General features: G+C 71.1%; 24 protein-coding genes, 2 tRNA genes and 1 pseudogene. 12 read left to right on the top strand and 15 right to left on the bottom strand.

Annotated elements, in window-relative coordinates:
• Window positions 1-69: 69 nt before the first annotated feature.
• Both NMQ01_RS04775 and NMQ01_RS04770 read right to left on the bottom strand, forming a co-directional pair.
• Window positions 70-1,065, bottom strand: coding sequence for an NAD(P)H-dependent glycerol-3-phosphate dehydrogenase (locus NMQ01_RS04775; RefSeq protein ID WP_255185724.1), 996 nt, complete (start codon window positions 1,063-1,065; stop codon window positions 70-72).
• On the bottom strand, window positions 1,062-1,817 hold the full coding sequence (locus NMQ01_RS04770) for a 1-acyl-sn-glycerol-3-phosphate acyltransferase (protein WP_255185723.1): 756 nt from the start codon (window positions 1,815-1,817) through the stop codon (window positions 1,062-1,064). Before NMQ01_RS04770 ends, NMQ01_RS04775 begins: the two co-directional genes overlap by 4 nt.
• A gap of 56 nt (window positions 1,818-1,873) precedes the next feature.
• Here NMQ01_RS04770 and NMQ01_RS04765 point away from each other — a divergent pair, with 56 nt between their 5' ends.
• A complete protein-coding gene (locus NMQ01_RS04765) occupies window positions 1,874-2,083 on the top strand; it encodes a hypothetical protein (protein ID WP_255185722.1) in 210 nt (69 codons plus the stop codon).
• Between the two features lie 71 nt (window positions 2,084-2,154).
• Here the strand turns inward: NMQ01_RS04765 and NMQ01_RS04760 are convergent, their stop codons facing one another.
• The 3 genes from NMQ01_RS04760 to leuC all read right to left on the bottom strand — a co-directional run bounded on the left by NMQ01_RS04760 (window position 2,155) and on the right by leuC (window position 5,266).
• Window positions 2,155-2,922 (bottom strand): HU family DNA-binding protein, encoded by a 768-nt coding sequence (locus tag NMQ01_RS04760; RefSeq protein WP_255185721.1) that lies wholly within the window; start codon window positions 2,920-2,922, stop codon window positions 2,155-2,157.
• 316 nt (window positions 2,923-3,238) lie between these two features.
• Window positions 3,239-3,832: a 3-isopropylmalate dehydratase small subunit gene (leuD, locus tag NMQ01_RS04755; RefSeq protein ID WP_255185720.1), complete on the bottom strand. Its 594-nt coding sequence runs from the start codon at window positions 3,830-3,832 to the stop codon at window positions 3,239-3,241.
• A gap of 3 nt (window positions 3,833-3,835) precedes the next feature.
• Window positions 3,836-5,266, bottom strand: coding sequence for a 3-isopropylmalate dehydratase large subunit (gene leuC / locus NMQ01_RS04750; protein ID WP_255185719.1), 1,431 nt, complete (start codon window positions 5,264-5,266; stop codon window positions 3,836-3,838).
• A 122-nt stretch (window positions 5,267-5,388) separates the two neighbouring features.
• Between leuC and NMQ01_RS04745 the strand changes: the two genes are divergently transcribed.
• Window positions 5,389-6,138 carry an IclR family transcriptional regulator gene (locus NMQ01_RS04745; RefSeq protein WP_255185718.1) on the top strand — a complete coding sequence of 250 codons (750 nt, stop codon included), beginning with the start codon at window positions 5,389-5,391 and terminating at the stop codon, window positions 6,136-6,138.
• A 177-nt stretch (window positions 6,139-6,315) separates the two neighbouring features.
• Here NMQ01_RS04745 and NMQ01_RS04740 read toward each other — a convergent pair whose 3' ends face one another.
• The 7 genes from NMQ01_RS04740 to NMQ01_RS04710 all read right to left on the bottom strand — a co-directional run bounded on the left by NMQ01_RS04740 (window position 6,316) and on the right by NMQ01_RS04710 (window position 11,502).
• On the bottom strand, window positions 6,316-6,882 hold the full coding sequence (locus NMQ01_RS04740) for a hypothetical protein (RefSeq protein WP_255185717.1): 567 nt from the start codon (window positions 6,880-6,882) through the stop codon (window positions 6,316-6,318).
• A 153-nt stretch (window positions 6,883-7,035) separates the two neighbouring features.
• Window positions 7,036-7,108 (bottom strand) — tRNA-Glu (locus NMQ01_RS04735).
• Window positions 7,109-7,207: 99 nt separating this feature from the next.
• A tRNA-Gln gene (locus NMQ01_RS04730) sits at window positions 7,208-7,279 on the bottom strand.
• A 94-nt stretch (window positions 7,280-7,373) separates the two neighbouring features.
• The gene (gltX, locus tag NMQ01_RS04725; RefSeq protein ID WP_255185716.1) at window positions 7,374-8,936 is read right to left on the bottom strand and encodes a glutamate--tRNA ligase; all 1,563 of its coding nucleotides are present in this window, start codon (window positions 8,934-8,936) and stop codon (window positions 7,374-7,376) included.
• Between the two features lie 74 nt (window positions 8,937-9,010).
• Window positions 9,011-10,285: an Mbeg1-like protein gene (locus NMQ01_RS04720; protein ID WP_255185715.1), complete on the bottom strand. Its 1,275-nt coding sequence runs from the start codon at window positions 10,283-10,285 to the stop codon at window positions 9,011-9,013.
• A 92-nt stretch (window positions 10,286-10,377) separates the two neighbouring features.
• Window positions 10,378-10,713 (bottom strand): YnfA family protein, encoded by a 336-nt coding sequence (locus tag NMQ01_RS04715; RefSeq protein WP_255185714.1) that lies wholly within the window; start codon window positions 10,711-10,713, stop codon window positions 10,378-10,380.
• A gap of 12 nt (window positions 10,714-10,725) precedes the next feature.
• Window positions 10,726-11,502, bottom strand: coding sequence for a fumarylacetoacetate hydrolase family protein (locus tag NMQ01_RS04710; protein ID WP_255185713.1), 777 nt, complete (start codon window positions 11,500-11,502; stop codon window positions 10,726-10,728).
• A 34-nt stretch (window positions 11,503-11,536) separates the two neighbouring features.
• Between NMQ01_RS04710 and NMQ01_RS04705 the strand changes: the two are divergent.
• Window positions 11,537-12,403, top strand: a pseudogene (locus NMQ01_RS04705) (3-methyladenine DNA glycosylase).
• A 25-nt stretch (window positions 12,404-12,428) separates the two neighbouring features.
• Entirely contained in the window at window positions 12,429-13,244 is an 816-nt protein-coding gene (locus tag NMQ01_RS04700; protein WP_255185712.1) for a DUF1353 domain-containing protein, read from the top strand.
• 61 nt (window positions 13,245-13,305) lie between these two features.
• On the opposite strand, the gene NMQ01_RS04695 is transcribed toward NMQ01_RS04700, so the two are convergent.
• Entirely contained in the window at window positions 13,306-14,454 is a 1,149-nt protein-coding gene (locus tag NMQ01_RS04695; protein WP_255185711.1) for a CdaR family transcriptional regulator, read from the bottom strand.
• 86 nt (window positions 14,455-14,540) lie between these two features.
• Between NMQ01_RS04695 and NMQ01_RS04690 the strand changes: the two genes are divergently transcribed.
• From NMQ01_RS04690 to NMQ01_RS04655, 8 genes are all read left to right on the top strand, one after another.
• Window positions 14,541-15,080, top strand: a complete 540-nt coding sequence (locus NMQ01_RS04690; RefSeq protein WP_255185710.1) for a hypothetical protein — start codon at window positions 14,541-14,543, stop codon at window positions 15,078-15,080.
• A complete protein-coding gene (locus NMQ01_RS04685; RefSeq protein WP_255185709.1) occupies window positions 15,077-16,126 on the top strand; it encodes an acyl-CoA dehydrogenase in 1,050 nt (349 codons plus the stop codon). Before NMQ01_RS04690 ends, NMQ01_RS04685 begins: the two co-directional genes overlap by 4 nt.
• A 71-nt stretch (window positions 16,127-16,197) precedes the next feature.
• On the top strand, window positions 16,198-17,487 hold the full coding sequence (locus tag NMQ01_RS04680; protein WP_255185708.1) for a bifunctional PIG-L family deacetylase/class I SAM-dependent methyltransferase: 1,290 nt from the start codon (window positions 16,198-16,200) through the stop codon (window positions 17,485-17,487).
• The gene (locus NMQ01_RS04675; protein ID WP_255185707.1) at window positions 17,484-18,182 is read left to right on the top strand and encodes a glycosyltransferase family 2 protein; all 699 of its coding nucleotides are present in this window, start codon (window positions 17,484-17,486) and stop codon (window positions 18,180-18,182) included. The genes NMQ01_RS04680 and NMQ01_RS04675 overlap by 4 nt, the downstream gene beginning before the upstream one ends.
• Window positions 18,182-19,264 carry a glycosyltransferase gene (locus NMQ01_RS04670; RefSeq protein WP_255185706.1) on the top strand — a complete coding sequence of 361 codons (1,083 nt, stop codon included), beginning with the start codon at window positions 18,182-18,184 and terminating at the stop codon, window positions 19,262-19,264. The genes NMQ01_RS04675 and NMQ01_RS04670 overlap by 1 nt, the downstream gene beginning before the upstream one ends.
• Complete coding sequence (locus NMQ01_RS04665) at window positions 19,261-20,304, top strand: glycosyltransferase (protein ID WP_255185705.1); 1,044 nt, start codon at window positions 19,261-19,263, stop codon at window positions 20,302-20,304. Before NMQ01_RS04670 ends, NMQ01_RS04665 begins: the two co-directional genes overlap by 4 nt.
• A complete protein-coding gene (locus tag NMQ01_RS04660; RefSeq protein ID WP_255185704.1) occupies window positions 20,297-21,142 on the top strand; it encodes a glycosyltransferase family 2 protein in 846 nt (281 codons plus the stop codon). Before NMQ01_RS04665 ends, NMQ01_RS04660 begins: the two co-directional genes overlap by 8 nt.
• Before the next feature lie 31 nt (window positions 21,143-21,173).
• Entirely contained in the window at window positions 21,174-21,851 is a 678-nt protein-coding gene (locus tag NMQ01_RS04655) for a response regulator transcription factor (protein ID WP_255185703.1), read from the top strand.
• A gap of 286 nt (window positions 21,852-22,137) precedes the next feature.
• Here NMQ01_RS04655 and NMQ01_RS04650 read toward each other — a convergent pair whose 3' ends face one another.
• Together NMQ01_RS04650 and NMQ01_RS04645 are read right to left on the bottom strand one after the other, a co-directional pair.
• Window positions 22,138-23,319, bottom strand: coding sequence for a zinc-dependent alcohol dehydrogenase (locus NMQ01_RS04650; RefSeq protein WP_255185702.1), 1,182 nt, complete (start codon window positions 23,317-23,319; stop codon window positions 22,138-22,140).
• A 24-nt stretch (window positions 23,320-23,343) separates the two neighbouring features.
• Window positions 23,344-25,449, bottom strand: a complete 2,106-nt coding sequence (locus NMQ01_RS04645) for a catalase (protein ID WP_255185701.1) — start codon at window positions 25,447-25,449, stop codon at window positions 23,344-23,346.
• Window positions 25,450-25,592: the final 143 nt, after the last annotated feature.

The following is a 25,592-nucleotide window of genomic DNA, read 5'->3' as shown; positions in this document are numbered from 1 at the left end:
TCGTCCCCCTTCGTCCGGAGCGGGCCCTTCGAGACGCTTGCTGCGCAAGCTCCTCAGGGACCGGGGGGGCTACTCGGTCTCGTGCTTGCGGGCGCGGGCGAGCAGGACGTCGACCATGTCGGCGGGGGCGAAGCCCTCGTGGACGACGCGGTTGACCATCTCGGTGATCGGCACGTCGACGCCGTGGGCGCGGGCGAGGTCGAGGATCGAGGCGCAGGACTTCACGCCCTCGGCGGTCTGCTTCGTCTGCTCGGTGACCTCGGCGACCGACAGGCCCTCGCCGAGCTTGACGCCGAAGGAGTGGTTGCGCGACAGCGGCGACATGCACGTCGCGATGAGGTCGCCGACACCGGCGAGGCCGGCCATCGTCCGCGGGTCGGCGCCCAGGGCCATCGCCAGGCGGGTGGTCTCGGCGAGCCCGCGGGTGATGAGCGTGGCCTTGGTGTTGTCGCCGAAGCCGAGACCGGCGGCCATGCCGACCGCGAGGGCGATGACGTTCTTGACCGCACCACCGAGCTCGGCGCCGACGACGTCGTGGCTCGTGTAGGGGCGGAAGTAGCTCGTCGAGCAGGCCGCGGCCACCCGATCGGCGGCGGAGACGTCGGGGCAGGCGACGACCGTGGCGGCGGGCTGCCGCTGGACGATCTCGCGGGCGAGGTTGGGCCCGCTCACGACGCCGATCCGGTCGGCCGGGACCCCGGCGACCTCGTGGATGACCTCACTCATCCGCTTCGTCGTGCCGAGCTCGATGCCCTTCATCAGGGACACGACGATCTTGTCGGTGAGCAGCGGCGCCCACTCGGTGAGGTTGGTGCGCAACGACTGCGACGGCACCGACAGGATGACGATCTCGGCGCCCTCGGTGACCTCGGCGGGGTCGGTGGAGGCGCCGATCCCGCCCGGCAGCTGCACGCCCGGCAGGTAGTCGTCGTTGACCCCGCGGTTGAGCTGCTCGACGAGCTCGGGGCGTCGGCCCCAGACCCGCACGTCGTTGCCGCCGTCGGCGAGGATCGAGGCGAAGGCGGTGCCCCAGCTGCCGGCTCCGAAGACTGCGATGTGGCTCACGACTGCTCTCCTGATCGGTAGTCGCCCGTGACACGCATGCCATGGGCCTTCGGGTCGAAGCGCTCGGCCGGTGCACGCTCACCGCGCATGGTCTCGAGCTCGGTGGTGATGGCCTGCATGATCCGGTCGGTGGCCGCGGTGACGGCCGCTCCCTTCGCCGGCTGTGCCCGCAGGTCGTCGAGGTCGACGGGCGGACCGAAGCGCACCTGCATGCGCACCCGGTGGCGCGACAGGCGAGGGCGCTTGGCGTAGCGGGGCAGCAGGTCCTGCGGCCCCCACTGGGCGACGGGGATGACCGGCGCACCGGACTGCAGCGCCAGGCGCGCTGCGCCGGTCTTGCCCCGCATGGGCCACAGGTCGGGGTCGCGGGTGAGCGAACCCTCCGGGTAGATGACGACGCACTCCCCCGCGTCGAGCGCCCGCACGGCGTGGACGAGTGCGGTGCCGGCCGACGTCGTCTCGCGGTCGACGCGCACCTGCTTGGCGTGGCGCAGGACCCACCCGACGACCGGGGTGTCGAAGAGCGTGCTCTTGGCCAGGTAGACGGGGCTGTAGCCCCGGTTGTAGAGCACGTGCGCCCACGGGAAGGGGTCGACGTGGGAGACGTGGTTGGGCGTGATGATGAAGCCGCCCTGCTCGGGCACGTGCTCCAGACCGCTCACCTCGTAGCGGGCGACGAGGCGCATCGCCCCGCGCAGCAGCCCGGCAGCCACCCGGTACATCACGGGCGTGTGCGTGCGGTGGACGACCATGTCACCTCTTCTTGCTCTCGGCCTTGCACACCCTAGGCCACGGATACGCTCGACCTGTGCAAGCCACGGTCTTCTCCCACAGCCCGGACGACGGCACCGTCGTCGTCACCGACGAGGGTGTGCGCCTCGAGGCGACGCCCGAGGTCTTCGCCGAGAGCTCGTTGCGCTTCGTGCGCCCCGGGCAGCGGGTGAGCATCGTCGTCGCCGACGGGGTCGTCACGCGGCTGTGGATCGTCGGCATCGGCGACGGCGAGACGATCGCCTGACGGCACGGCGCGGGCCGACACGACGAGGGCCGACGACCACGTGGTCGTCGGCCCTCGTCGTGCTCCTCGGGTCAGCTGCCGCCGCCGGACGAGGATGCGGTCTTCTTCGCCGGGGTGGCCTTCTTGGCCGTGGTCTTGGCCGCCGAGGTCTTCTTGGCCGGGGTGGCCTTCTTCGTGGTCGTCTTGGCCGCCGACGTCTTCTTCGCCGGAGTCGCCTTCTTGACCGTGGTCTTGGCCGCCGAGGTCTTCTTGGCGGGCGTGGCCTTCTTCGTCGTGGTCTTGGCCGCCGACGTCTTCTTCGCCGGAGTCGCCTTCTTCGTGGTCGTCTTGGCCGCCGACGTCTTCTTCGCCGGAGTCGCCTTCTTGACCGTCGACTTCTTCGCGGCGGAGGTCTTCGTCGCCGTCTTCTTGGCCGGGGTCGAGCTCGCGGCGGACTTCTTCGTGCGACGCCCGGGCAGCGCACCCTCGGCGATCGACAGGGCGGTGCCACCGGCGGCGACGGCCGCACCGGTCACCGTGCCGGCGGCAGCACGCGCAGCGGCGGGTGCGGCCTTGGGCAGCGAGCGCGGGTCGGCGACATAGCCCTTGAAGCTCGTGCCGGCCTTGAAGCGGGGGACGCTGGTCTTCTTGATCTTGACGACCTCACCGGTGCGCGGGTTGCGGCCGGTGCGCGCGGCGCGGGCCGCCTTCTCGAAGGTGCCGAAGCCGGTGATGGCGACGCGGCCGCCCTTGGCGACCTCACGGACGATCGTGTCGAGCACGACCTCGAGTGCTTCCTGGGCGGCCTTGCGGCTGCCGAGCCTTTCCTCGAGAGCCTTGACGAGTTCTGCCTTGTTCACGGTCACTCCCGTAGCGGTGCGGCGCCGGTCGTCCCCCGGCTGGGAAGGCCGAGCCGTACACCCGACCTGTTCCGACGGTATTGGGGTCACGACCTCCGGTGGGTCATTTGGACGTCGCCTTTTCTTGCCGCACAAGCGCATTCGCACCCTGCCCGCTGCGCGGGGTGAGGGGCTCACCCTTCGTCCTGCAGCGGGGCGTCCTGCGGCACAACGGGATTGGGCCGCAGCCGCCCGTCACGATCGTCACGGCACGAGGACGACATGACGAAGGGGGTGCCGCAGCACCCCCTTCGTCATCGTGGCGACGACACGCCGGTCAGGCAGGCGTCGTCGTCGGCTTCCAGCTCGGCCGGGTCGCCTCGAAGTCGGTGATGTCCTGCTCGTGGCGCAGGGTCAGGCCGATGTCGTCGAGGCCTTCGAGCAGACGCCAGCGCGTGTAGTCGTCGACGTGGAAGGCGCAGACGATGTCACCGGCGGTGACGGTCCGTGCGGTGAGGTCGACGGTGATCTCGGCACCCGGGGTGTTCTCGAGGTACTTCCACAGCAGCTCGACGTCGTCCTGGCTCACCTGCGCGGCGAGCAGCCCCTGCTTGCTCGAGTTACCGCGGAAGATGTCGGCGAAGCGCGAGGAGATGACGACGCGGAAGCCGTAGTCCTTGAGCGCCCACACGGCGTGCTCGCGGGAGGAGCCGGTGCCGAAGTCCGGGCCGGCGACGAGCACGGAGCCCTCGCGGTAGGCGGGCTGGTTGAGCACGAAGGTCTCGTCATTGCGCCAGGCCGCGAAGAGGCCGTCCTCGAAGCCGGTGCGCGAGACGCGCTTGAGGTAGACCGCCGGGATGATCTGGTCGGTGTCGACATTGCTGCGGCGCAGCGGGACCCCGGTGCCGGTGTGCGTGGTGAATGCGTCCATGGCTCAGGCTCCTTCGGTGACGAGGTCGGTGGCGGGCAGGGCGTCGAGGTCGGCCGGGCTCGACAGCGTCCCGCGCACGGCGGTGGCCGCGGCGACGAGCGGGCTGACGAGGTGGGTGCGGCCCCCCTTGCCCTGGCGTCCCTCGAAGTTGCGGTTGCTCGTCGAGGCGGAGCGCTCGCCGGGGGCGAGGGTGTCGGGGTTCATGCCGAGGCACATCGAGCAGCCGGGCAGGCGCCACTCGGCGCCGGCGTCGGTGAAGACCTTGTCCAGGCCCTCCCCTTCGGCCTGCAGCCGCACGCGGGCGGAGCCGGGCACGACGAGCATGCGGACGGACTCGGCGACGTGGCGGCCCTTGATGACCTCGGCCGCGGCGCGCAGGTCTTCGATGCGGCCGTTGGTGCACGAGCCGACGAAGACGGTGTCGACGGCGACCTCGCGCAGCGGGGTGCCGGCGGTCAGGCCCATGTACTCGAGCGCCTTTGCCGCAGCGAAGCGCTCGTTGTCGTCGCCCATGGCCTCGGGGTCGGGCACGGCCTCGCCGAGGGGCGAGCCCTGGCCGGGGTTGGTGCCCCACGTGACGAAGGGGGTGAGCGTCGAGGCGTCGATGTCGACCTCGGCGTCGAAGACGGCGTCGTCGTCGGTGCGCAGCTCGCGCCAGGCCTCGACGGCGGCGTCCCAGTCGGCGCCGGTCGGGGCGTGGTCGCGACCCTTGAGGTACTCGAAGGTCGTCTCGTCGGGGGCGATCATGCCGGCGCGGGCGCCGGCCTCGATCGACATGTTGCACACGGTCATGCGTGCTTCCATCGACAGCGCCTCGATGGCCTCGCCGCGGTACTCGAGCACGTAGCCCTGGCCACCGCCGGTGCCGATCTTGGCGATGACGGCGAGGATGATGTCCTTGGCCGTCACGCCCGGCTGCAGCTGGCCGGTGACGTTGATCGCCATCGTCTTGAAGGGGTTGAGCGAGAGCGTCTGCGTGGCGAGCACGTGCTCGACCTCGCTCGTGCCGATGCCGAAGGCGAGCGCGCCGAAGGCACCGTGGGTGCTCGTGTGGCTGTCGCCGCAGACGACCGTCGTGCCCGGCTGGGTCAGACCCAGCTGGGGGCCGACGACGTGGACGATGCCCTGCTCGGCGTCGCCCATGGGATAGATCTGCACGCCGAACTCCGCGCAGTTGTCCCGCAGCGTCTCGACCTGGATCTTGCTCACCGGGTCGGTGATCGGGCCCGGCGTCGTCGGGACGTTGTGGTCCTCGGTCGCGAGGGTGAGGTCGGGGCGGCGGACCGGTCGGCCGGCGAGGCGCAGGCCCTCGAAGGCCTGCGGGCTCGTCACCTCGTGCAGGAGGTGCAGGTCGATGTAGAGGAGGTCGGGCTCCCCGTCGTTGCGTCGGACGACATGTGCGTCCCAGACCTTCTCGGCCAGCGTTCCAGCCATCTCTCTCTTTCCCATCCCGGCGGTGGTTGTCACGGCCTGTGGGCCGTGTCCCACATCGAGATTCGCACGTCACCGGACCCCCGGACCTTGCGTCTCACGACATGAGATGTCAGTATCACTCCATGGACAACGGTAGCGGAGTTGGCGTTCTGGACAAGGCAGCCGTCGTGCTGGGCGCTCTCGAGGCGGGTCCCTCGACCCTCGCCCAGCTCGTGGCGGCGACGGGACTGGCACGCCCCACGGCACATCGACTGGCGGTCGCGCTCGAGCACCACCGGCTCGTCGGACGCGACATGCAGGGGCGCTTCGTCCTCGGCCCGCGCCTGGGCGAGCTCGCGGCCTCGGCCGGTGAGGACAAGCTCCTCGTCGCGGCCGGCCCGGTCCTCGGCGCCCTGCGTGACCACACCAATGAGTCGGCCCAGCTCTTCCGCCGGCAGGGCGAGCACCGCGTCTGCGTCTCGGCCGCCGAGCGCCCCGTCGGGCTGCGCGACTCGATCCCCGTCGGCGCGACCCTGTCGATGCACGCCGGCTCCGCGGCCCAGGTGCTGCTCGCCTGGGAGGAGCCCGACCGGCTGCACCGTGGCCTGCAGGAGGCGGCCTTCACCGCGACGATGCTCTCGGCGGTGCGCCGCCGCGGGTGGGCGCAGAGCGTCGGCGAGCGCGAGGCGGGCGTTGCCTCGGTCTCGGCCCCGGTCCGCTCCCCCTCCGGCCGGGTCATCGCGGCCGTGTCGATCTCGGGCCCGATCGAGCGCCTCTCCCGCCAGCCCGGTCGCCTGCACGCCGCGACCGTCATCGCCGGCGCCAACAAGCTGACCGAGGTCCTGGAGAAGCACGCCAGGGCGGCCGAGGCCGCCGACCGCGACACCGAGTGACGAGAGGTCGCGACGGGACCACAGGGCGAAGGGGGGAATCTCCCCCTTCGCCCTGCCTGTCGTCGTCATGCGCCCGTGTCGTCGTTGACGCCACCTGGCTGACCGGAGAAGGGCAACCGGGTGACGTCAACGACGCCGGGCTCGGCGTGCGGCCAGCTCGGCCCGGGCCTTCGGGCGTCACCTGTCGCGTGACGCCAGCCCTCGAGCTGCTGCGGCCACGATCGCGACGACCACTGCAGCCGGCAGCAGGAAGGTGGCCACGTCGACCATCGCCGGATCGTCGCCGTCCATGCGCGCGAGGTCGCGTCGGACACTCCACGCCGAGTAGGCGATGTAGGTCGGCAACGCTGCCGCAGCGAGTACCCCGATGGGTCCGTCGACTCGGATCAGGCGGCGGATCGTCGCCAAGCCCACGGAGGCACCCACCGACGCGACGCTCCAGAAGATGCCCTCGACGATGACCGCAGCAGGCGTGGGGCCAGTGCCGTCGACGGTGCGGGCGATCATCATCGCGTCAGCGATGACGTAGACGATCACGGCGGGCAGGAGCAGGGTCATGGACCGCACGAACGCCTCACGCCACGTGCGCCCGGCCCAGCACGCGGCAAAGCCTGCGATCAGCCAACCCCACGCAACACCCACGAGCTTCGCCAGCCAGAACGACCCCGGCACCAGCCCGAAGTTCGCCGCGACGTTGACCGCCCCGAGCGCAACGCCCGAGGAAACGAGCAGGGCCCGCCCCACCCAGGCGGCGCCGCGACCAGCTTCTTGACCCATCCTCGACATCCCCTTTGCCCACGCTCACAACCCTGCAAGACCCTAGGGTCCTGCAGGGTTTGGGAGAGGCCGGACACGACGAAGGCCCCCGCTCTGACGAGCGGGGGCCTTCGACCGATGTAGCCCCGACGGGATTCGAACCCGCGCTACCGCCTTGAGAGGGCGGCGTGCTAGGCCACTACACAACGGGGCCATATGTGCTTCCCGGGCCGGCGGACCGGCTGGGCAACGGAGAGAACCTTAACCCCGAAGGGGGCTCTTTCCGAAATCGAGCGGCGGACCGCTCTCAGCGCTGGGGTACCAGGACTCGAACCTAGAACAACTGAACCAGAATCAGCCGTGTTGCCAATTACACCATACCCCAAGGGGGTATCACCGACCCTTCGGACCGAAGTCCGCGCGGCCTGTGAACCGAGAGACGATGCTACCCGTCGATCGGCGACTCCCCAAATCGCGGCTCAGGCCAGCGAGGCGCGCAGCGAGCGCAGCCGCTCGAGCGTCGACGCCTGGCCCAGGATCTCCATCGACTCGAAGAGCGGCGGGCTGATCCGCGCCCCCGAGACGGCGGTGCGCAGCGGCCCGAAGGCGAAGCGCGGCTTGATGCCCAGACCCTCGACGATCACCTCGCGCAGCGTCGACTCGATCCGCTCGGCGTGCCACTCGTTGCCGTCGCGGCTCTCCTGCGAGAGGACACCGGCCGGCACCTGCAGCTTCTCGAGCGCGGTGATCGCCGCGTCGAGGACCTCGGCAGCGTTGTCCTTCAGGCCCGCTCGCGCGTCCTCGTCGATCTGCAGGTCGGCGTCGGCGGTGTAGAAGGGCCGCACGAGAGCGCTCGCCTCGGTGAGCAGCGCGATGCGCGTCTGGATGAGCTCGGCGACGGACTTCAGCCGGGCGAGCTCGCCCAGCGAGGGGTTGTCGCCGAGGACGCCGTCGGCCTGCAGGTAGGGCAGCAGGCGCGAGGTGAAGTCGCCGAGCTCGAGGTCGCGGATCCACGCGCCGTTGAGCCACTCGAGCTTCTTCAGGTCGAAGATCGGGCCGACCGTGTTGACCTTGCTCCAGGCGAAGTCGCGGCTGAACTCCTCGAAGGTGAACTTCTCGACGTCCTGGCCGTCCTCCCCCTTCGCCGGCGGGTAGGCCAGCAGGCCGAGGAAGTTGACGACGGCCTCGGGCAGGTAACCCTGCTCCTGGAACCACGTGAGACGCGCCTCGGGGTTCTTGCGCTTGGAGATCTTCGACTTGTTGGTGTTGCGCAGCAGCGGCATGTGCGCGAACTTCGGCGGCTCGAGGCCGAGCCACTGGTAGAGCAGCACGTGCTTGGGCGTCGAGGAGATCCACTCCTCGCCGCGCACGACGTGGGTGATCCCCATCTCGTGGTCGTCGACGACCACGGCCATGTGATAGGTCGGGAAGCCGTCGGCCTTGAGGATCACCTGGTCGTCGGGGCGCGGCGCCGAGACGGTGCCGCGGATGACGTCCTCGAAGGTCGTCGGGGCGTCGTCGGGCACGAGCATGCGCACGACCGGCGTCTCGTTGAAGCCCTCGAGCTCGGCGCGCTCCTCACGCGTCTTGCCCAGGCACATGCGGTCGTAGCCGGTGGGCAGCTTGAGCTTCTGCTGCTTCTCGCGCATCGCCGTCAGGCGCTCGGTGGAGCACCAGCAGTAGTAGGCGTGGCCGTCCTCGACGAGCTTGTCGACGTAGGGCCGGTAGGTCTCCAGCCGCTCGCTCTGCCGGTAGGGCGCGTAGGGGCCGCCGACGTCGGGGCCCTCGTCCCAGCGCAGGCCGAGCCAGCCGAGGGTGTCGTAGAGCTGCTGCTCGCTCGTCGCGTTGAAGCGGGCCCGGTCGGTGTCCTCGATGCGCAGGACGAACTGCCCGCCCTGCTGCCGCGCGAAGGCGAGGTTGAACAGGGCCATGTAGGCGGTGCCGACGTGCGGGTCGCCGGTCGGCGACGGCGCGACGCGCAGGCGAGGGGCCGACGACTCGGTCGGTGCGGGGGCGGTGGAGGGTGCAGAGGAGTCGCTCATGATGGCCCGATCGTATCGCCGTCACCGCGCCCCATCCCCGTCTGCACGCAGCCGTGGCGAAGGGGGGTCCGGCGTCAGTCGGGGTAGCGCTCCGCGAGCGCCTCCTCCATCGGGTTCCAGTGGTGGCCCCACACCCCCGTGCCGATGTCGGCACCGGTCTGCGCACCCTCGGCGATGTCGCGCGCGGTGTCGAAGGGGTTGAGGTCGAAGCCGGAGGTGACGGCGCCGACCACGGAGCCGATGATCGCGCCGGTCCGCGCGGCGGCGTCGCCCCGCTCGCTCTGGGGCGTCTCCAGGACGATCTGCGTGCCGGGGGCGTCGGGCAGGAGACCGGCGAGCGGGCCGCTCTGCTGCTGGGTCGTGAGGATGTCGGTCGAGGTGCTGTAGGCCCGGATCTGCCCCTCGCTCGTCTCGGCCATGACGGACGCGCCGGTCGACCCGTCGGCGCGCAGCGCGGCGGCGGCCTCGGCGGTGTGCTCGTGGACTCCCGCCGCGTCGAAGGTGACCGCCGGCTGGCCGGTCGCCATCGCCGCCGCGGCGGCGAGCCCACCGCCGAGCGAGTGCCCGGTGAAGGTGACCTCGCCCCCGGTCACCGCGTTGACCTGCGCGGCCAGCTCCATGGCCTGCGTGTACTGGCGAGCCGGCAGCCCGGCACCCTGCAGGCCGTTGTCCACCCAGTCGGACAGCTCGTCGGCGTCGCTGCCACGGAAGGCGAGGACGTAGCCGCCGTCGGGCGTGCGGTAGAGACTCGACTGGAGGCCCGAGGAGTCATCGTTGAACTGCGCCGGGTCGAGCCCCAGGGCGCGGATCTCGTCCTCGGTCGGCATGGTGTAGCCCGGCGGCAGGTCGGGCTGCCCGTCGTGCATGAGCGGGTCGTCGTAGAGCGCGTTGTCGCTCCCGTAGACGTGGTGGGCCAGGGACCACAGGTCACGATCGACCCGCTGCCCCTCGGTGCCGCGCACGTCGTCGTCGAAGCTCGAGCCGCCCGGTGCCGGTGGGGACGGCGGCGCCTGCGGCCCGGGTGCGGACGGCCCGGGAGACGTCGGCGCACCGGCATGGCCACCCGCTCCCCCGCCGACCTGGGCGCTCGTCTCACCCTGCTCGTCCGCCTGCGCGGTGAGCTGCCGCGCGGCGGTGGCCAGCCGCGCCGCGCACTCCTCGACCTGGCGCTGGGCGAGGCGCCACTCCCGGTCGAAGTCCTCGAGGTCGGGGCCCTCCCACGCACCCCACAGCACGACGAGTCGGGCACTCGCCTCCGTGCCCACGCGGGTCATCCGCGTCGACTGGTCGTCGAGCTGGGCTGCGATGTCACGCAGTCGATCGGCATCGGCGCCGTGGGTCAGGGTCATCAGGGTCTCCTGCCGTGGATGACCCGACGCTAGCGACGAGGTGACGAGGTGCACATGGGGAGCACTCCCCTTCGTCGTGGAGCGAAGGGAGGTCAGGCGGGGCGTGGCGCGTACATGATCAGGGCGACGCCGGCGAGGCAGACGAGGGCACCGGCGACGTCCCACCGGTCGGGGCGGAACCCGTCGACGACCATGCCCCAGAGCAGGGACCCGGCGACGAAGACCCCGCCGTAGGCGGCGAGGATCCGCCCGAAGCTCGCATCCGGCTGGAGGGTCGCCACCGCGCCGTAGAGGCCGAGTGCGATGACACCGGCGCCGACCCACAGCCAGCCGCGGTGCTCGCGCAGCCCCTGCCACACGAGCCAGGCGCCGCCGATCTCGAGCAGCGCGGCGAGGACGAAGAGCGGGACCGACCGGGCGACGTCCACGTCAGCTTCGCGTCACTCGGAGGCGACGAAGGGGTTGGCCAGGGTGCCGATAGCGTCGATGTCGATCTCGACCCGCTGCCCGGGGTCGACGAGGCCGACGCCCGCCGGGGTGCCGGTGAGGATGACGTCGCCGGGCAGGAGGGTGAAGGACTTCGACGCGTGGCTGATGAGAGCCGCGACGCCGTGGACCATGTCGGAGCTGTGGCCGTCTTGGGCCACCTCGCCGTCGAGGCGGGTGACGATCGAGACGTCCTGCGGGTCGAGGTCGGTCTCGATCCACGGGCCGAGCGGGCAGAAGGTGTCCATGCCCTTGGCGCGGGCCCACTGGCCGTCGCCCTTCTGCAGGTCGCGCGCGGTGACGTCGTTGGCGATCGTGTAGCCGAAGATGACCTTCTTGGCCTCCTCCGGCTCGATGTCCTTGCACATCCGACCGATGATCACTGCGAGCTCGCCCTCGAAGCTGACCTTGGACGTCAGCTCCGTCGGGATGACGACCGGGTCGCCGGGGCCGACGACCGCGGTGTTGGGCACGAGGAACATCATCGGCTCGGCCGGGACCTCGTTGCCCATCTCGGCGGCGTGGTCGGCGTAGTTGCGCCCGATGCCGATGATCTTGCTGCGGGGGATGACGGGTGCGAGCAGCCGCACCTCGTCGACGGTCGTCGTGCGACCGGTCAGCTCGATCCGCTGGTAGAGCGGGTCGCCGGTCACCTCGGCGATCTTCTTGCCGTCTGCGTCGACGAGCCCGTAGACGGGGTCGTCACCTTCGGTGTATCTCGCGATGCGCACGGGCCCACCCTAGTGACCGCCTAGCCTTGCCCCGATGACGACCCTGACCCGCGAGGAGTGGACCGCCCGTGCGCGCGCCCACGCGCAGGCGGTCGACGAGCTGACGGCCGGCCACCGCGAGCGCCGGGCACGGGGCGAGCGGCACGCCGTCGAGGACTTCCTCTTCGAGTACTACGCACACCGTCCGGCGCACCTGCGCCGGTAGCACCCGGGCCCCGGCGTGACCCTGCTCGACGCCGGCGAGGACTTCGCCGGCCGGTCCGGTTACACGGTGGGCGCGGACGGCAGCGCCCGGCTCGACGTCGACGACTTCGTCGGGCGAAGGGGGCGGACCGTCACCTTCGTGCGTGACCTGCTCACGGCGACGCTGTCGCGGCCGGGCACCCACGACTGCTTCGGGCTGCATGAGTGGGCGATGGTCTACCGCCTCCAGCCGGGCGAGCAGCGGCACGAGCAGCTCCCCCTTCGCCTGGGACAGGAGGCGACGGACGCGGTCGTCGAGGGTCACCGCATCCGGTGCAGCCACTACGACGCCTATCGCTTCTTCACCCCGGATGCGGTGGGGCGCAACACCCTTCGCCCGACGCGCGAGGACCAGGTCGACCACGAGCAGCCGGCCTGCCTGCACGCGGGCATGGACACCTACAAGTGGGCCTTCAAGCTCGCGCCGGCGATGCCGTCGGAGGTGACGCTCGACGCCTTCCGGCATGCGCTGCGGGTGCGTCGGCTGGACATGCAGGCCTCGCCCTACGACGTGTCGGGTCTGGGACTGGACCCGGTCGCCATCGAGACGCCCGGGGGCAAGGCCGAGTACGTCGCCCGCCAGCGGGACCTCATGGTGACGTCGTCCTCCCTTCGTCGTCGGATCGTCGAGGTCTGCGACCGACTGCTCCCCCGCTGACACCGCGCGCTGCCACGCTGGGGTCATGGACCGGCCGCTGGAGACCCAGGCGAGACGCTTCTACGACGGTGGGCCGCCCGACGGGCAGCCCGACCCCACGTCGCCGCCGCTCATCGTCCTCGAGCGCACGCTCGACATGTCGGTCGAGGAGTTCCGCATGGGGCGACGGCTGGGCTACCGCGACCGTGAGCTGGGGCAGCTGCTCGTGCCCGTCGACCCGACGACCTTCACGACCGACCTGACCTCCGTGCCGTCGATCTTCCTGTGGCTCGTGCCGCGCACCGGTCGGCACCTGCCGGCGGCGCTGCTGCACGACGGGCTCGTGCGCGGGGCCTTCACCGCCGCTCCCGGGGTGCGGATCGACCGCGAGCGCGCCGACCTCGTCTTCCGGGCGGCCATGGCCGACACCGGGACCGGGCTGATCCGGCGGTGGCTGATGTGGACCGCGGTGACGCTCGGGACCTTCTTCCAGGACACGCGCTCGCCGTGGTCCGCGGCCGAGCGGCTGCGGTGGAGGGTGACGGCGATCGCGACCGTGCTCGTCGTCGCCGGACTCGGCGTGCTCGCGACGCTCGACCTCTTCGACGTCACCGTGCCGCTCGTCGGCGGCGTGCCGTGGATGGGCGATCGGCCGTGGTGGGTGGAGCTGCTCACCGGCGCCCTCGGCGCGATCGTCATCCCGGTGGTCATCGGGCTGGTCGGGTGGGGGCGGTTCCGCGCCGCCGGGATGATCCTCGGGGTCGCCCTGGCCCTGCTGCTGCACATCACGGTGGCCCTCGCCCTGCTCACCGGCGTCTACCAGGTCGCCGAACGCCTCGTCACCCGCGCCACCACCCCCTGAGGCCGCATTGCCCTCCGGCAATGCGGCTTGGGTGCGTATTTCCTTAAGGAAGTACGGAGGGTCAGGGGCGCAGGACGAGCAGGCCGAGGTGCAGCTCGAGGCGGTCGCGACCACGGGAGAGGTCGAGTCCGGTCACGGACTCGATCCGCCGCAGCCGCGCGTAGACGCTCTGGCGGTGCAGGCCGAGGCGAGCCGAGGTGATGCCGACTGAGCAACCCTCCTCGAGATGGACCCAGGCGGTCTCGACGAGCTCTGGTGCGGCCGCGAGCAGTTCCGCGACCGCGGGGGTGCGCACCGCCTCGAGCAGGTCGTCGCCGGCCGTCGTGCCGAGCAGGCGCTCGATGCCGAGGGACGACCACGCATGGACTCGCGCGGCGGCGCACTGGCCGGGCGGGTCAGGGGTGGACGGACGCACGACGCGCAGGGCGGCGCGCCCTTCGCGCAGGGAACGTGCCACATCCACCAGCGGCACGAGATCGCCCACCCCGGCGACGACGTGCTCCTCCACGACCCGACCGAGGGTGCGCAGGGCCGACTCGGCAGCGTCATGGACCTCCAGGTCCGTCGCCGCCGGGACGACGAGCACGAGGTCGCCCGAGCGCTCGGCGACGCCGATACGACGCGGCAGACCTCCAGGCCCGTGCACCTCGTCGACCCGCAGCCGGACACCGGGCGCTGCGCCCAGGACGACGACCGCGGCCCGGGCGCCGGGGTCCACGGCCAGCTCGTCGGCCAGCTCGCGGGCGGGGCCGCTGCGCGAGCCCGCTTCCGCGTCGAGCAGGTCGAGGACGAGACGCTCGGTCTCGCGGCGACGGGAGGTGAGCCGGGCCAGGTGCTCCCCCGCCTGGTCGGCGAGCACCGTTGCGGCACGGACCCGGTCGGTCGTCAGCCCCTCGGGGGGCTCGACCGCCCACAGGTAGCCCTGGGTGACCCCTCTCCACCGTGCAGGCAGGCACAGCCGCGCCTGCGTGCCACGTTCCGGGTCGCCGGGCACGTGGACCGGCGCGCTCGCCCGCGCGATGCCGAAGCTCTCGAACCACTCACGGGTGCGCGGGCGCGCTCCGCGGGAGAGCACCGTCTCGGCCCGCACGCTGTCGACGTCACCGGCGTGCGCGGCGAAGGCAAGCAGCCGGAAACGACGGTCCTCCAGGGTCACCGGGGCGAGGAGGATCGCGGATGCCTCGTCGACGAGGTCCTGCACATCGGCCATCGGACAAATGTAGGCGGAGCGGCCCACTGCACCAGGCCACCCTTAGGGGTGGTGCAGCCCGAGCCCGCCCTCCCTACTGTCGAGAGATGACGATCTACAGCACCACTGTCCGGGCCGCGCACCTTGTCACCAACGCCGCCTGGTTCGGCGGCTCGCTCATGGGCGCCGTCGCTCTCAACCCCGCATCACGAGTGGGCGACAGCGCTCAGGAGCGCTCCCGCATCGCCGACGAAGGGTGGACCTCGTGGGGACCTGTGCAGGCCGGCGCGATCGGCGTGCACCTCCTGAGCGGGCTGGCGATCGTCGCCGACAACAAGCGGCGCGTCGCGGTCCACCCACCGACCACAGCTGCAGTCGTCGTGAAGACGGCTCTCACCGGCATCGCGCTGGTCGCGAGCGCCGCCGCGTATCGCGAGGGCGCCCGGCTCGGTCGCGCCCAAGAGGCCGGCGACCGGGACCCGGAGTCGGCCCAGCGCGTCCGCGACCTCTCTGCCCGTATGCGCTGGCTCCAGTGGGCCACCCCGATGGCGACGGGCGGCCTGCTCGTCCTGGACGCCGCCCTCGGCGAGCAGCAGCGTGGTCCGGCTGGTCTCCTCGATCGCGCGTCGTCGCTGCGACGTTCATGACGACCAGCACCGCCGCCTCGCGGCCCTTCAGCTTCTTGGCTTGGGCGGACCAGGACCTCGTCCTTGCAGCCCGCGATGTGGCGGCAGACATCCCGGCGGCACTGTCGCTGGCGATCGACCTGAGCCCGCTCTCCTCCCACCTGGGGACGAGCACGTGGTCCTACCTGCGATCCCTAGGCTCCCTCGGCGCCGGCGATCTCACCGTCGCCCGGGTCGTCGAGCCGCACCTCGATGCGCTGAGCATCCTGGAGCAGGCGGCCGACGCACACCCTGGCGCCGACGTGACCGTCAGCGCACCACGGGGCAGCACCTGGGGCGTCTACGCGGCCCACTCCCCGGACACCCATCTGGACGCCACCCGCTCGGATGCGGGCTGGCGTCTGTCGGGGAGCAAACCGTGGTGCTCGCTCGCGGCCCACGTCAGCCACGCAATCATCACCGCGCACGTGTCCGACGAGCGGCGGCAGGCCTTCGCCGTCGACCTGTCGCACCCCGGCATCCGACGGGACGACGCGTCCTGGGCCTCGCGTGGGCTCGTGGACGTGCGCAGCACCGGCCTGGACCTGCACGACGTCCCCGCGACCCCCGTCGGCCCGGCCGGGTGGTACCTGACCCGACCGGGATTCGCGTGGGGTGGGGTCGCCGTGGCGGCCGTGTGGTTCGGAGCTGCGGCAGCCCTCGCGCAGCGCGTGCTCGACGCTGCATGTCGCCGGGAGCCCGACCAGATCGCGACCTGGCACCTCGGTCGCCTCGACCGGGCTCTGCGGGCCGCCGAGCTCGAGCTGCGGGCGGCAGCCGCCGCGATCGACGCGGGGACGGCCGCGGGTGCGGCGGGCGCCTTCATGGCCGCCCGCGCCCGCGACGCGGCGGCGTCCGCCGCCCACGTCTGCCTGACCGAGGTGGCTCGGGCGCTGGGGCCGGCTCCGCTGACCTTCGACGAGGAGCACGCCCGTCGGGCCGCGGACCTCACCGTCTACGTCCGGCAGCACCATGGCGACCGCGACCTGGCGCGCACCGGAGCGATGCTCGTCGAAGCCGCACGATGACCACCCGGACACCACGCCTGGACCACCCCGACGGCGAGTTGCGGTGGGTGGGCGACCCTCGATGGTCATCGGTGACGACACCCACGACGCGTGCCGTCATCGGCCACCACCACCACCTGCTCGTCGTGGCAGCCCACCCGGACGACGAGTGCTTGGGCGCCGGGGCCTTCATCGCCGATGCCGCCGCGCTCGGCGTGGACGTGACGCTGCTGATCCTGACCAGTGGGGAGGCGTCGCACCCTCGCTCCTCCACGGTGAGCCGTGAGGACCTGGGTGCTCGTCGGCGCGCCGAGGGCGAGCGAGCCGCCGCTGAACTCGCGCCGGCCGCACACGTCGTGCACGTCGGGCTCCCCGACGGCGGCCTCGCTGAGCGCCAGGAGGAGATCTCGGCTGCCGTCGCCTCCTTCTGCTCCACGGGCACCCTCGTCCTGGCCCCGTGGACGTCGGACGGACACCCCGATCATGACGCTGCTGGTCGCGCAACCCGCACCGCGGTCCTCTCCCGGACGTCTGCCGGAGAGGCGGGGGTCAGCCTGGCCCACTACCTGGTGTGGTTCTGGCACTGGAGCGAACCCGACCTGCTGCCGTGGTCGGACCTCGTCGCCGTCGACGCGACCCTGGACGCCCAGTCCCGTCGCACGCGGGCGGTCCGGCGGCATCACAGCCAGGTCCAGCCGCTCTCGACGGCCGCGGGTGACGAGGCCTTGCTGACGGACGCAGTGCTGGCGCCGACCGTGCGTGGCTTCACCACCCTGGTCCTGTCCGACCGCGGCAACCTGCGCCCCGATGCGCCAAGTTCGCAGCGACCCGCCACGTTCGACGCGATGTTCGACTGCGGCGAGGACCCCTGGTCGAGCGACACCTGGTACGAGCGGCGCAAACGTGCCCTGACCACTGCCGTCCTGCGACGCGAGCGGTACGAACGGGTGCTCGACCTCGGTTGCTCCACGGGTACGCTCACGCGCGACCTCGCGTCGCGGTCCGGTGACGTCGTGGCGATCGACGTCAGTCAGCGCGCACTCGACATCGCTGCTCGCGACGCACCGAGCGGCCTGACCTGGATCAGGGGCGAGGCCCCTTCCATCATCACCGAGCTGAGCGGACCCTTCGACCTCGTGGTGATGTCCGAGGTCGGCTACTTCCTCACGCCCTTCGAGCTGTGGCTCACCCTCGGCGGTCTCATCGAGCGGCTCGCTCCCGGCGGTGAGCTCGTCCTGGTGAGTTGGCGGCACGCGACCCGCGAGATCCCCTTGGACGGCCCCCGCGTGCACGCTCAGGTCCGCGCCGTGTGTGACCGCTGGTCGGTGGTCACCCTCGTCGAGGAGGACGTCCTCATCGACGTCTACGAGGCGTCCCGATGATCCGCGCCCTGCACGTCGTCGTTCCCGCACGCAACGAGGAGGTGCTGCTCCCCGAGGCACTGGCCAGCATCGACGCCGCTCGGCGCCGGGCGAGCATCGTCCATCCCGAGGTGATGATCGACGTCACGGTCGTGCTCGACCGCTCCGTCGACGGCTCCGCGTCGGTCGTCCGCCGAGCGGGTGTCCGCAGCCTCAGCGTCGACCACGGAAATGTCGGCGCCGCCCGACGCAGTGGGGCCACCGCTGCCCTGAGAACCGCCACGGCCCTTCAGGTCGGTGTCGATGACCTCTGGCTCGCCTCGACCGATGCCGACACCGTCGTCCCCCCGCACTGGCTGGTCGGACACATCGACCTCTCCCGGACTCATGACGCGGTCATCGGCACCGTCGAGCCGCGCGGTCTGACCGACTCCCGCGTGCTGATGGAATGGCGCGCCCGGCACCACCTGGTCGAAGGGCACCCTCACGTGCACGGCGCCAACCTGGGCCTGCGTGCGAGCACCTACCTCGCCATCGGAGGGTTCCGCGCGATGGCGAGCGACGAGGACGTCGACCTCGTGCGGCGCATCCGCGCTCACACGCCGTCATGGGTGGCGACGGACACGGTGCGAGTGTCCTCCTCGGCCCGTCGGACCGGTCGGTGCCACGGTGGTTTTGCGGAGTACCTCACCGACCTCGAGGACGAGGTGGGCTAGTGCGCATCGCCATGCTCGCCACCTCGCGTCACCCCGTCGCCGAGCCCTATGCCGGTGGCCAGGAGTCGCACACTGCGCTGCTGGCGCGCGGACTGCGCGAGCTCGGGCACCACGTCCGGATGTACGCGCCCGCGGGCAGCGACCCCGGTGTCGCCGACGAGCTCGTCCCTTATCGCGGTCTGCCCGACCTCAGTGCCGTGGCCGCGCTCGACCCCCAGTTGCCCGAGCCCGATTTCCTGCGCGACCACGCGGCCTTCACCGCGGCTGTCGTCGACCTCCTCGCCAGGCCCGTCGACGTGGTCCACAACCAGAGCCTGAACTTCCTCCCGCTGGCTTTCAGCCCAGCGGTGGCCGCACCACTGGTGACGACACTGCACACTCCCCCCTTCCCCTGGATGGAGCTCGGGGTCGCCCTGGCGAGCCCGCGCGTCGAGTACGTCTGCGTCAGCCGCACCAACGCGGCAGACTGGAGCACGCTGCCCACCCGCCCGAGGGTCATCCACAACGGGGTCGACGACGACGGCGGCGGCTCGGGCGCAGGGGGCGACGACCTGGTGTGGGTCGGCCGCCTGACGCACACCAAGGGATGCGACCTCGCCATCTCCGCCGCGCGACGAGCCGGGAGGCGTCTGACCATCGTCGGCCCGGTGAGCGAGCGGGCGTGGTTCGACGACGTCATCGCGCCCCAGCTCGACGATCGTGTGAGGTACGCCGGACATCTGCCGCACTCCGATTTGGCCGCGCTCGTGCGCGCCAGCGCGGCGACCTTGGTCACCCCGCGGTGGGAAGAACCCTTCGGCCTCGTCGCGGCGGAGTCTGCCACGTGGGGAACCCCGGTCATCGCTCTCGATCGGGGTGGTCTCGCAGAGTTCGTCACCCCAGAGATCGGCGTTCTCGTGAGTGCCCGGGGGGACGCCGACAGCATCGTCCGGGGACTGAGTGACGGCGTGGACGCAGCGGCTTCGCTCCCCCGCGAGGGCGTTCGCCTCGCCGCCCTGAGGGACCTGGGCTGGGAGCGGATGGTGCACGAGTACGCGAGCCTGTACCGCGAGCTCGTCGGCTCGGGACGAGGCCGAGCGTGAAGGTCGGCTGGTACGTGCACCACCACGGCTCCGGGCACCGCACCCGAGCGATGATCGTGGGCCGTCGGCTGGCCACGGACGGGGTCGATGTGACCCTCCTCGGCTCAGAGCTGGACCAGGCCGCCACGCGAGCCGCCGGACTGGAGTCCGTGCTACTGGCCCACGACGCTCCTCTCGCCGAAGGCACATCGGCCAGCGACGCCGACGTGACGATGCGCGGCCTCATGCACTGGGCACCGTTGGGTCACCGGGGATTCAGCGAGCGCATGACGACCATCGCACGGTGGATCCAGGTGCACCAGCCCGACGTCGTCGTCGTGGACGTCTCGTGCGAGGTGACCGTGCTCGTCCGGCTCCTCGGTGTCCCGGTCATCGTCGTGGCACAGCCGGGACTGCGGCACGACGCGCCGCACCACAGCGCTCTGGCCGCAGCCACCGCCGTTCTCGCCCCATGGCCGGAGTGGGCCCACACGCAGCTGTGGTCGACCGGGACGTCCGCCGCCCGCGTCGTGGCCGTGGGAGGACTCGCCCGCAGCCCGCGCGCAGCCATCGCCTCGGCAGACCGGCACCGGACGAACGCCTGGGACGGCGTGCGTCGCGCCAGGGGTCTCATCCTCTCGGGCTCCGAGGGATTCGACCGGGGAGACCTGCCGATGACCATCGTCCGCTCGGCCCCACACCTCGACTGGCAGGTCGCGGGCGGAGACGTCTGGGTCCCCGACGTGCGCAGCCTGATCGCTCGCGCGGACGTCGTGGTCACACACGGCGGGCAGAACGCGGTGGCTGACGTCGCCGCCGCCGGTGTGGCGGCATTGGTCGTGCCACAGCGCCGGCCCCACGACGAGCAGGACCACATGGCCGCGACCCTCGACGCCGCAGGTCTCGCGACCGCGGTCCGGCCCGAGGACCTCGACACGATCGACTGGGCCTGCGCGCTCGACACGGCCTTGGCGCGAGGCGGCCAGGGGTGGGTGCGGTGGGAGTGCGCAGGTGCCGTCGAGCGGGCGGCCGCACTGGTCGAGGCGGTGGCCGGTGGCTGAGCACATCGTGATCGTGACCGTCGTCCACGGTCGGCACGCGCACCTGCGCGAGCAGCGCAGGATCCTGCGCGACGTCTCCCCCGGGATGCCGCACATCATCGTGGCCATGGACGACCACGCCATCGACGACGTCGTCGCTGGTCAGCCGAGCGTGACCGTCATCCACGTCGAGCGCGATCCTCGCGGTCTCCCCCTCGCGCGGGCACGCAACATCGGGGTGCGGGCAGCGCTGCGCTCCGGCGCGGACCTGGTGGTCCTGCTCGACGTGGACTGTGTGCCCGGACCACGTCTGGTGAGCTCGTACGAGAGCGCTGCCGAGAGAGTTCCTCAAGCGCTGCTCTGCGGACCGGTGACCTACCTCGACGAAGGCGTCCGGGTCCCGGACGACGCCCGCCGGCTCGACGACCTGACCGACCCCCACCCCGCCCGGCCGGCACCATCGCCCGGCACGATCCAGCGCGACGGCTCGCACGAGCTCTTCTGGTCATTGAGCTTCGCGGTGAAAGCGTCCACCTGGGACCTGTTGGGAGGCTTTGCCGAGGAGTACGTCGGCTACGGGGCCGAGGACACCGACCTCGGTCGGGTCGCCCGCGAGCGAGGTGTCGAGCTGGTCTGGGTCGGAGGCGCCCATGCCTACCACCAGCATCACCCGGTGTCACGGCCGCCGGTCGAGCACCTCGTCGACATCGTGCGCAATGCATCGATCTACTGGCGACGTTGGCACGAGTGGCCCATGTCGGGGTGGCTCGACGAGTTCGAAAGGCAGGGCCGCATCATCCGTCGTCCCGGCGAGATCGTGCTCGTCGCGAGGGCGGACGGTCACGAGACCCGAGCCTGACGCAGTCGGTAGCCGCGGCTATGGTCAGGGCATGAGCGCCCCTGCACGTGGCCCCTTGAGGGTCGCCCTGATCAACGATCACGAGCTGATCATCCAAGGAGTCGCCGCCATGCTCGAGCCCTACGCCGACGTCGTCAGGGTCGTCGAGCTGGATGCAGGGACCACGGTCGCTCAACCGGTCGACATCGCGCTGTACGACACCTACGCCCGCACCGGGTTCGACGGTGACGACCTCGACGTCTTGTGCGCCGCCCCCCACATCGGGCAGGTGGTCCTCTTCACCTGGCATCTCTCCGAGGAGCTCATCGAGTCAGCTCGGGCCCGCGGGGTCACCTCCGCGATCTCCAAGTCGGTCGGCGCGGAGGATCTCGTCATGGAGCTGACCAGGGCTCACGAAGGGCATCTGCGGGTCATCCCCTTCGAGCCGGACCCCACGCTCCCCACCAACTCCTGGCCCGGCCGCGCGGCGGGCCTGACACCTCGTGAGTCAGAGATCATCGCTCTCGTGACCGCCGGGCTGAGCAACAACGCCATCGCGGAGCGGACGTACCTGAGCATCAACTCGGTCAAGTCCTACATCCGCTCCGCGTACCGGACGATGGGCGTGGACAGCCGGAGCCAAGCCGTCCTCTGGGGGATCGACAACGGCATGGCCCCGACACGCAAGCGGATCGTCCTCGAGGCGCCGCCCACGCCCGCCGACTACTGACCCGACGCGCTGCGCGCTGCGGGCCCTTCGCCCGGATCGATCGGGTTGAGCCGGCGCGCGGCGCGAGACCGTGTACCCGCCTGCCCACCCACGACAGGGGTGTGAGCTCGATCGGCGAGCGACCGGCCAGCACCGCGTCGACGAGTCGTCGAGCGGCCCTCTGCGCCGGGATCGAGAGGAGCAGGACGGACAGGCACAGGTGGATCGTCCCGCCCAGCATCATGTCGATCGCGGCCACAGCCACGAGTGGCCGAGGCCCGTGCGGCCCCGGCCACTCGTGCTGCGGTCACGGCTTCAGCACGACCTTGATGCAGCCGTCCTGCTTCTTCTGGAACATCGAGTAGGCGTCAGGGGCCTGCGTCAGCGGCAGGCGGTGGGTCGCAAACGCCTCGAGACCGAGGGGGTCGCCGTCCTCGAGCACGAGCGGCATGATGTCGTCGATCCACCGCTTGACGTGGCACTGGCCCATGCGCAGAGCCAGACCCTTGTCGAAGATCTCCATCATCGGCAGGGGGTCGGCCATCCCGCCGTAGACCCCGCTCACCGAGACCGTGCCCGAACGTCGGACGGCGCCGATCGCCGTGCGCAGTGCGGCGAGGCGGTCGATGCCGACCGTCTTCATCATCGGCTTGGCCAGGACATCCGGGACCAGGCCGACGGCCTTGATGGCGGTCTCGGCCACGGGTGCGCCGTGGGCCTCCATCCCGACCGCGTCCAGGGAGCCGTCGACCCCGCGGCCGTCGGTGAGCTCGCGGATCGCTCCCGGCACGTCATCGGTCTCGTCGGTGTTGATGACTGTCGCGCCGTACTGGCGCGCCCGTGCCAGCCGTTCCGGCACGTTGTCCACGCCTATGACCTGCAGGCCACGGTGGGCCGCGATGGCGACCGCCATCAGGCCGACTGGTCCCAGCCCGATGACGGCGAGGCTGCCCCCGTTGGGCACGTCGGCGTACTCCACCCCCTGCCAGGCGGTCGGGAGGATGTCGGAGAGGTACAGGAACCGCTCGTCGGCCACGCCCTCGGGGACGAGGATCGGGCCGAACTGTGCCTGCGGGACGCGCAGGTACTCCGCCTGGCCCCCCGGGACGGAGCCGTAGAGCTCGGTGAAGCCGAAGAGCGAGGCCCCCATGCCCTGATCGCGCACCTGCGTGGTCTCGCACTGGGCCATGAATCCGCGTTGGCACATCCAGCAGTGCCCGCACGAGATGTTGAAGGGGACGACGACCCGGTCGCCCACCGAGATGTGGGTGACCTCCGACCCCACCTCCTCGACGATGCCCATGGTCTCGTGGCCGAGGATGTCTCCCTTCGACAGAAAGGGACCGAGTGGGTCGTAGAGATGGAGGTCGGATCCGCAGATCGCGGTCGAGGTGACACGGATGACCGCGTCGGTCGGGCGCTCGACCCGAGGGTCGGGGACGTCGTCGATGCGGACGTTGCTTCGGCCTTGCCAGGTGAGTGCCTTCATGTGGTGCCTCTCTGTCGTGGTGCCTCAGGCGTCGAGGTCGCGGTCCCACTGGCGTGGTCCGGCGATCCTCGACAGGAATGTCGTGTTGTCGTTGGCCGTGTCCAGGCCCAAGCAGGCCGCGTCGAGCTTGTCGCTGAGACCGGCCGCCGCGACGAGAGCATCGGTGGCGCCGCCGAGCCCGATGACCTTGTAGTGGTTGAAGGCGTCGGTGAGGAAGTCACGCGCTGCTGGCTCGTCGGCCAGGACGGCTCCACCGTCGGGCCCTGTCAGGACGGCGATCGCGTCGTACAGCACCGAGGGGGCACCGGCGACGGCCTGCGTCGCCTCGAGCAGCGAGTCGTCGGACAGCGTGGCGCCCCCGACGGCCTTGGCGACGACCTCGCAGATGCCGCCTGCCTTCGTCACGGCCTTGCGCAGACGCTTGACCGCGGCCGCGTCCGCGCCGTCGCCGACCAGCAGCCCCAGCTTGCGGCCGGCGAAGGTCTCCTTGGCGTTGGCGAGGATGCTCAGAGCGGGGCTCGGCGGCAGATCCCTGATGGGCTCCGCGGCCGGGACGGAGGCCTCCGGGAGGGGCATCCGCAGGCCCGCGGCCACGCCAGCGGCGAGGTCCTCGTCGACATTGCGCAGGTTGGCGATCATCCGTGACCTGATGGCCGGGATCTCGCACTTGCCCAGCTCGAAGGTGTACGCGAGGACGATGTGCTCCTGCTCGACCGGAGTCTGGCTGACGTAGAACTGCCGGGCCTGGCTGTAGTGATCGGCGAAGGACGCGCTGCGCACGCGCCGGGTCTGGCCCTCGACCTCGTCGGGGAAGGGTTGCTGCCCCTGCGCACCCACCTCGCGCGGCCCTCGGTCCTCGCCGCTGAAGGAGTTCGGCTCGTAGGCCGCCCGACCAGGCTGCGGTGACATCTGCATGTGACCGTCGCGCTGGAAGTGAGCGACGGGGCACCGGGGCGCGTTGACCGGCAGCTGGCTGAAGTTGGTGCTGCCGAGCCTCTTCAGCTGGGTGTCGAGGTAGGAGAAGTTGCGGCCCTGGAGCAGGGGGTCGTTGCTGAAGTCGATGCCCGGCGGCACGTTCTGCGTCATGAAGGCGACCTGCTCGACCTCGGCGAAGACGTTGTCGACGAGCCGGTTCAGGGTCATCGTGCCGACAGCCCGGACCGGGATGAGCTCCTCGGGGATGAGCTTGGTCGCGTCGAGGACGTCGAAGTCGAACTCGTCGGCGAAGGCGTCGTCGAAGACCTGCACACCCAGCTCCCACTGCGGGAAGTCGCCGGCGGTGATGGCGTCGAAGAGGTCGCGGCGGTGGAAGTCGGGGTCGGCGCCGTTGATCTTGACCGCCTCGTTCCAGACCACGGACTGCATGCCCAGCACGGGCTTCCAGTGGAACTTCACGAAGGAGCTGTCGCCGGCGTCGTTGATGAAGCGGAAGGTGTGGACACCGAAGCCCTCCATCATGCGGAAAGAGCGCGGGATGGCTCGGTCCGACATCTGCCACAGCGTCATGTGGGTCGACTCGGGCATGAGCGAGGCGAAGTCCCAGAAGGTGTCGTGGGCGCTCTGCGCCTGCGGGAAACCGCGGTCCGGCTCCTCCTTGACTGCGTGGACCAGGTCGGGGAACTTCACGGCGTCCTGGATGAAGAAGACCGGGATGTTGTTGCCGACGAGGTCCCAGTTGCCCTCGTCGGTGTAGAACTTCGTGGCGAACCCGCGCACGTCCCGCGCGAGGTCGAAGGAGCCGAGGTTGCCAGCCACGGTGGAGAAACGGACGAAGGTCTCGGTCTTCTTGCCGGCCGAGGCGAAGATGCTGGCACGCGTGATGTCGGCGAGCGACTCGTGGCACTCGAAGACCCCGTGAGCTCCGTAGCCACGTGCGTGGACCACTCGCTCGGGGATGCGCTCGTGGTCGAAGTGGAAGAGCTTCTCGCGGAACGCGTGGTCGGACATGAGGGTCGGACCACGCTCACCCGCTCGCAGTGAGTTGTTGTCGTCCTCGATCGGGACACCGTGCGCCGACGTCATGACCGGGCTATCGCCGCCTGCTCGCTGGTGGGTCTCGCCGCCGGCCCCGACGCGGTCGTGGGCAGGTGCATCCGCGTCGTGGGAGGTGGTGCGCTTCGTCGTGGGCATCGAGATGAGCTCCTCAGGCTGGCGACGTTGAGCAGACCCGTGGCCGGGTCGACGTCTCCCTTCGACGCTAGGCAGGGGGTGCCCGAGGCACTACCTCCCAAGGGGTGGAGACAGGGCGCGTCTCACACAGGCCCGCCGACCGT

Origin of the sequence: Janibacter sp. CX7, from assembly GCF_024362365.1 — a bacterium.
Classification (GTDB): domain Bacteria; phylum Actinomycetota; class Actinomycetes; order Actinomycetales; family Dermatophilaceae; genus Janibacter.
This window is presented reverse-complemented; position numbering and strand designations above follow the sequence as displayed.

Bases quoted from the DNA above. Each gene is read 5' to 3' on its own strand.
- NMQ01_RS04720 (WP_255185715.1), bottom strand. From the start codon at position 10,285: ATGACCCTGACCCACGGCGCCGATGCCGATCGACTGCGTGACATCGCA.
- NMQ01_RS04675 (WP_255185707.1), top strand. From the start codon at position 17,484: ATGATCCGCGCCCTGCACGTCGTCGTTCCCGCACGCAACGAGGAGGTG.
- NMQ01_RS04700 (WP_255185712.1), top strand. From the start codon at position 12,429: ATGGACCGGCCGCTGGAGACCCAGGCGAGACGCTTCTACGACGGTGGG.
- leuD (WP_255185720.1), bottom strand. From the start codon at position 3,832: ATGGACGCATTCACCACGCACACCGGCACCGGGGTCCCGCTGCGCCGC.
- NMQ01_RS04690 (WP_255185710.1), top strand. From the start codon at position 14,541: ATGACGATCTACAGCACCACTGTCCGGGCCGCGCACCTTGTCACCAAC.
- NMQ01_RS04695 (WP_255185711.1), bottom strand. From the start codon at position 14,454: ATGGCCGATGTGCAGGACCTCGTCGACGAGGCATCCGCGATCCTCCTC.
- gltX (WP_255185716.1), bottom strand. From the start codon at position 8,936: ATGAGCGACTCCTCTGCACCCTCCACCGCCCCCGCACCGACCGAGTCG.
- NMQ01_RS04645 (WP_255185701.1), bottom strand. From the start codon at position 25,449: ATGCCCACGACGAAGCGCACCACCTCCCACGACGCGGATGCACCTGCC.
- NMQ01_RS04745 (WP_255185718.1), top strand. From the start codon at position 5,389: ATGGACAACGGTAGCGGAGTTGGCGTTCTGGACAAGGCAGCCGTCGTG.
- NMQ01_RS04650 (WP_255185702.1), bottom strand. From the start codon at position 23,319: ATGAAGGCACTCACCTGGCAAGGCCGAAGCAACGTCCGCATCGACGAC.
- NMQ01_RS04655 (WP_255185703.1), top strand. From the start codon at position 21,174: ATGAGCGCCCCTGCACGTGGCCCCTTGAGGGTCGCCCTGATCAACGAT.
- NMQ01_RS04770 (WP_255185723.1), bottom strand. From the start codon at position 1,817: ATGGTCGTCCACCGCACGCACACGCCCGTGATGTACCGGGTGGCTGCC.
- leuC (WP_255185719.1), bottom strand. From the start codon at position 5,266: ATGGCTGGAACGCTGGCCGAGAAGGTCTGGGACGCACATGTCGTCCGA.
- NMQ01_RS04685 (WP_255185709.1), top strand. From the start codon at position 15,077: ATGACGACCAGCACCGCCGCCTCGCGGCCCTTCAGCTTCTTGGCTTGG.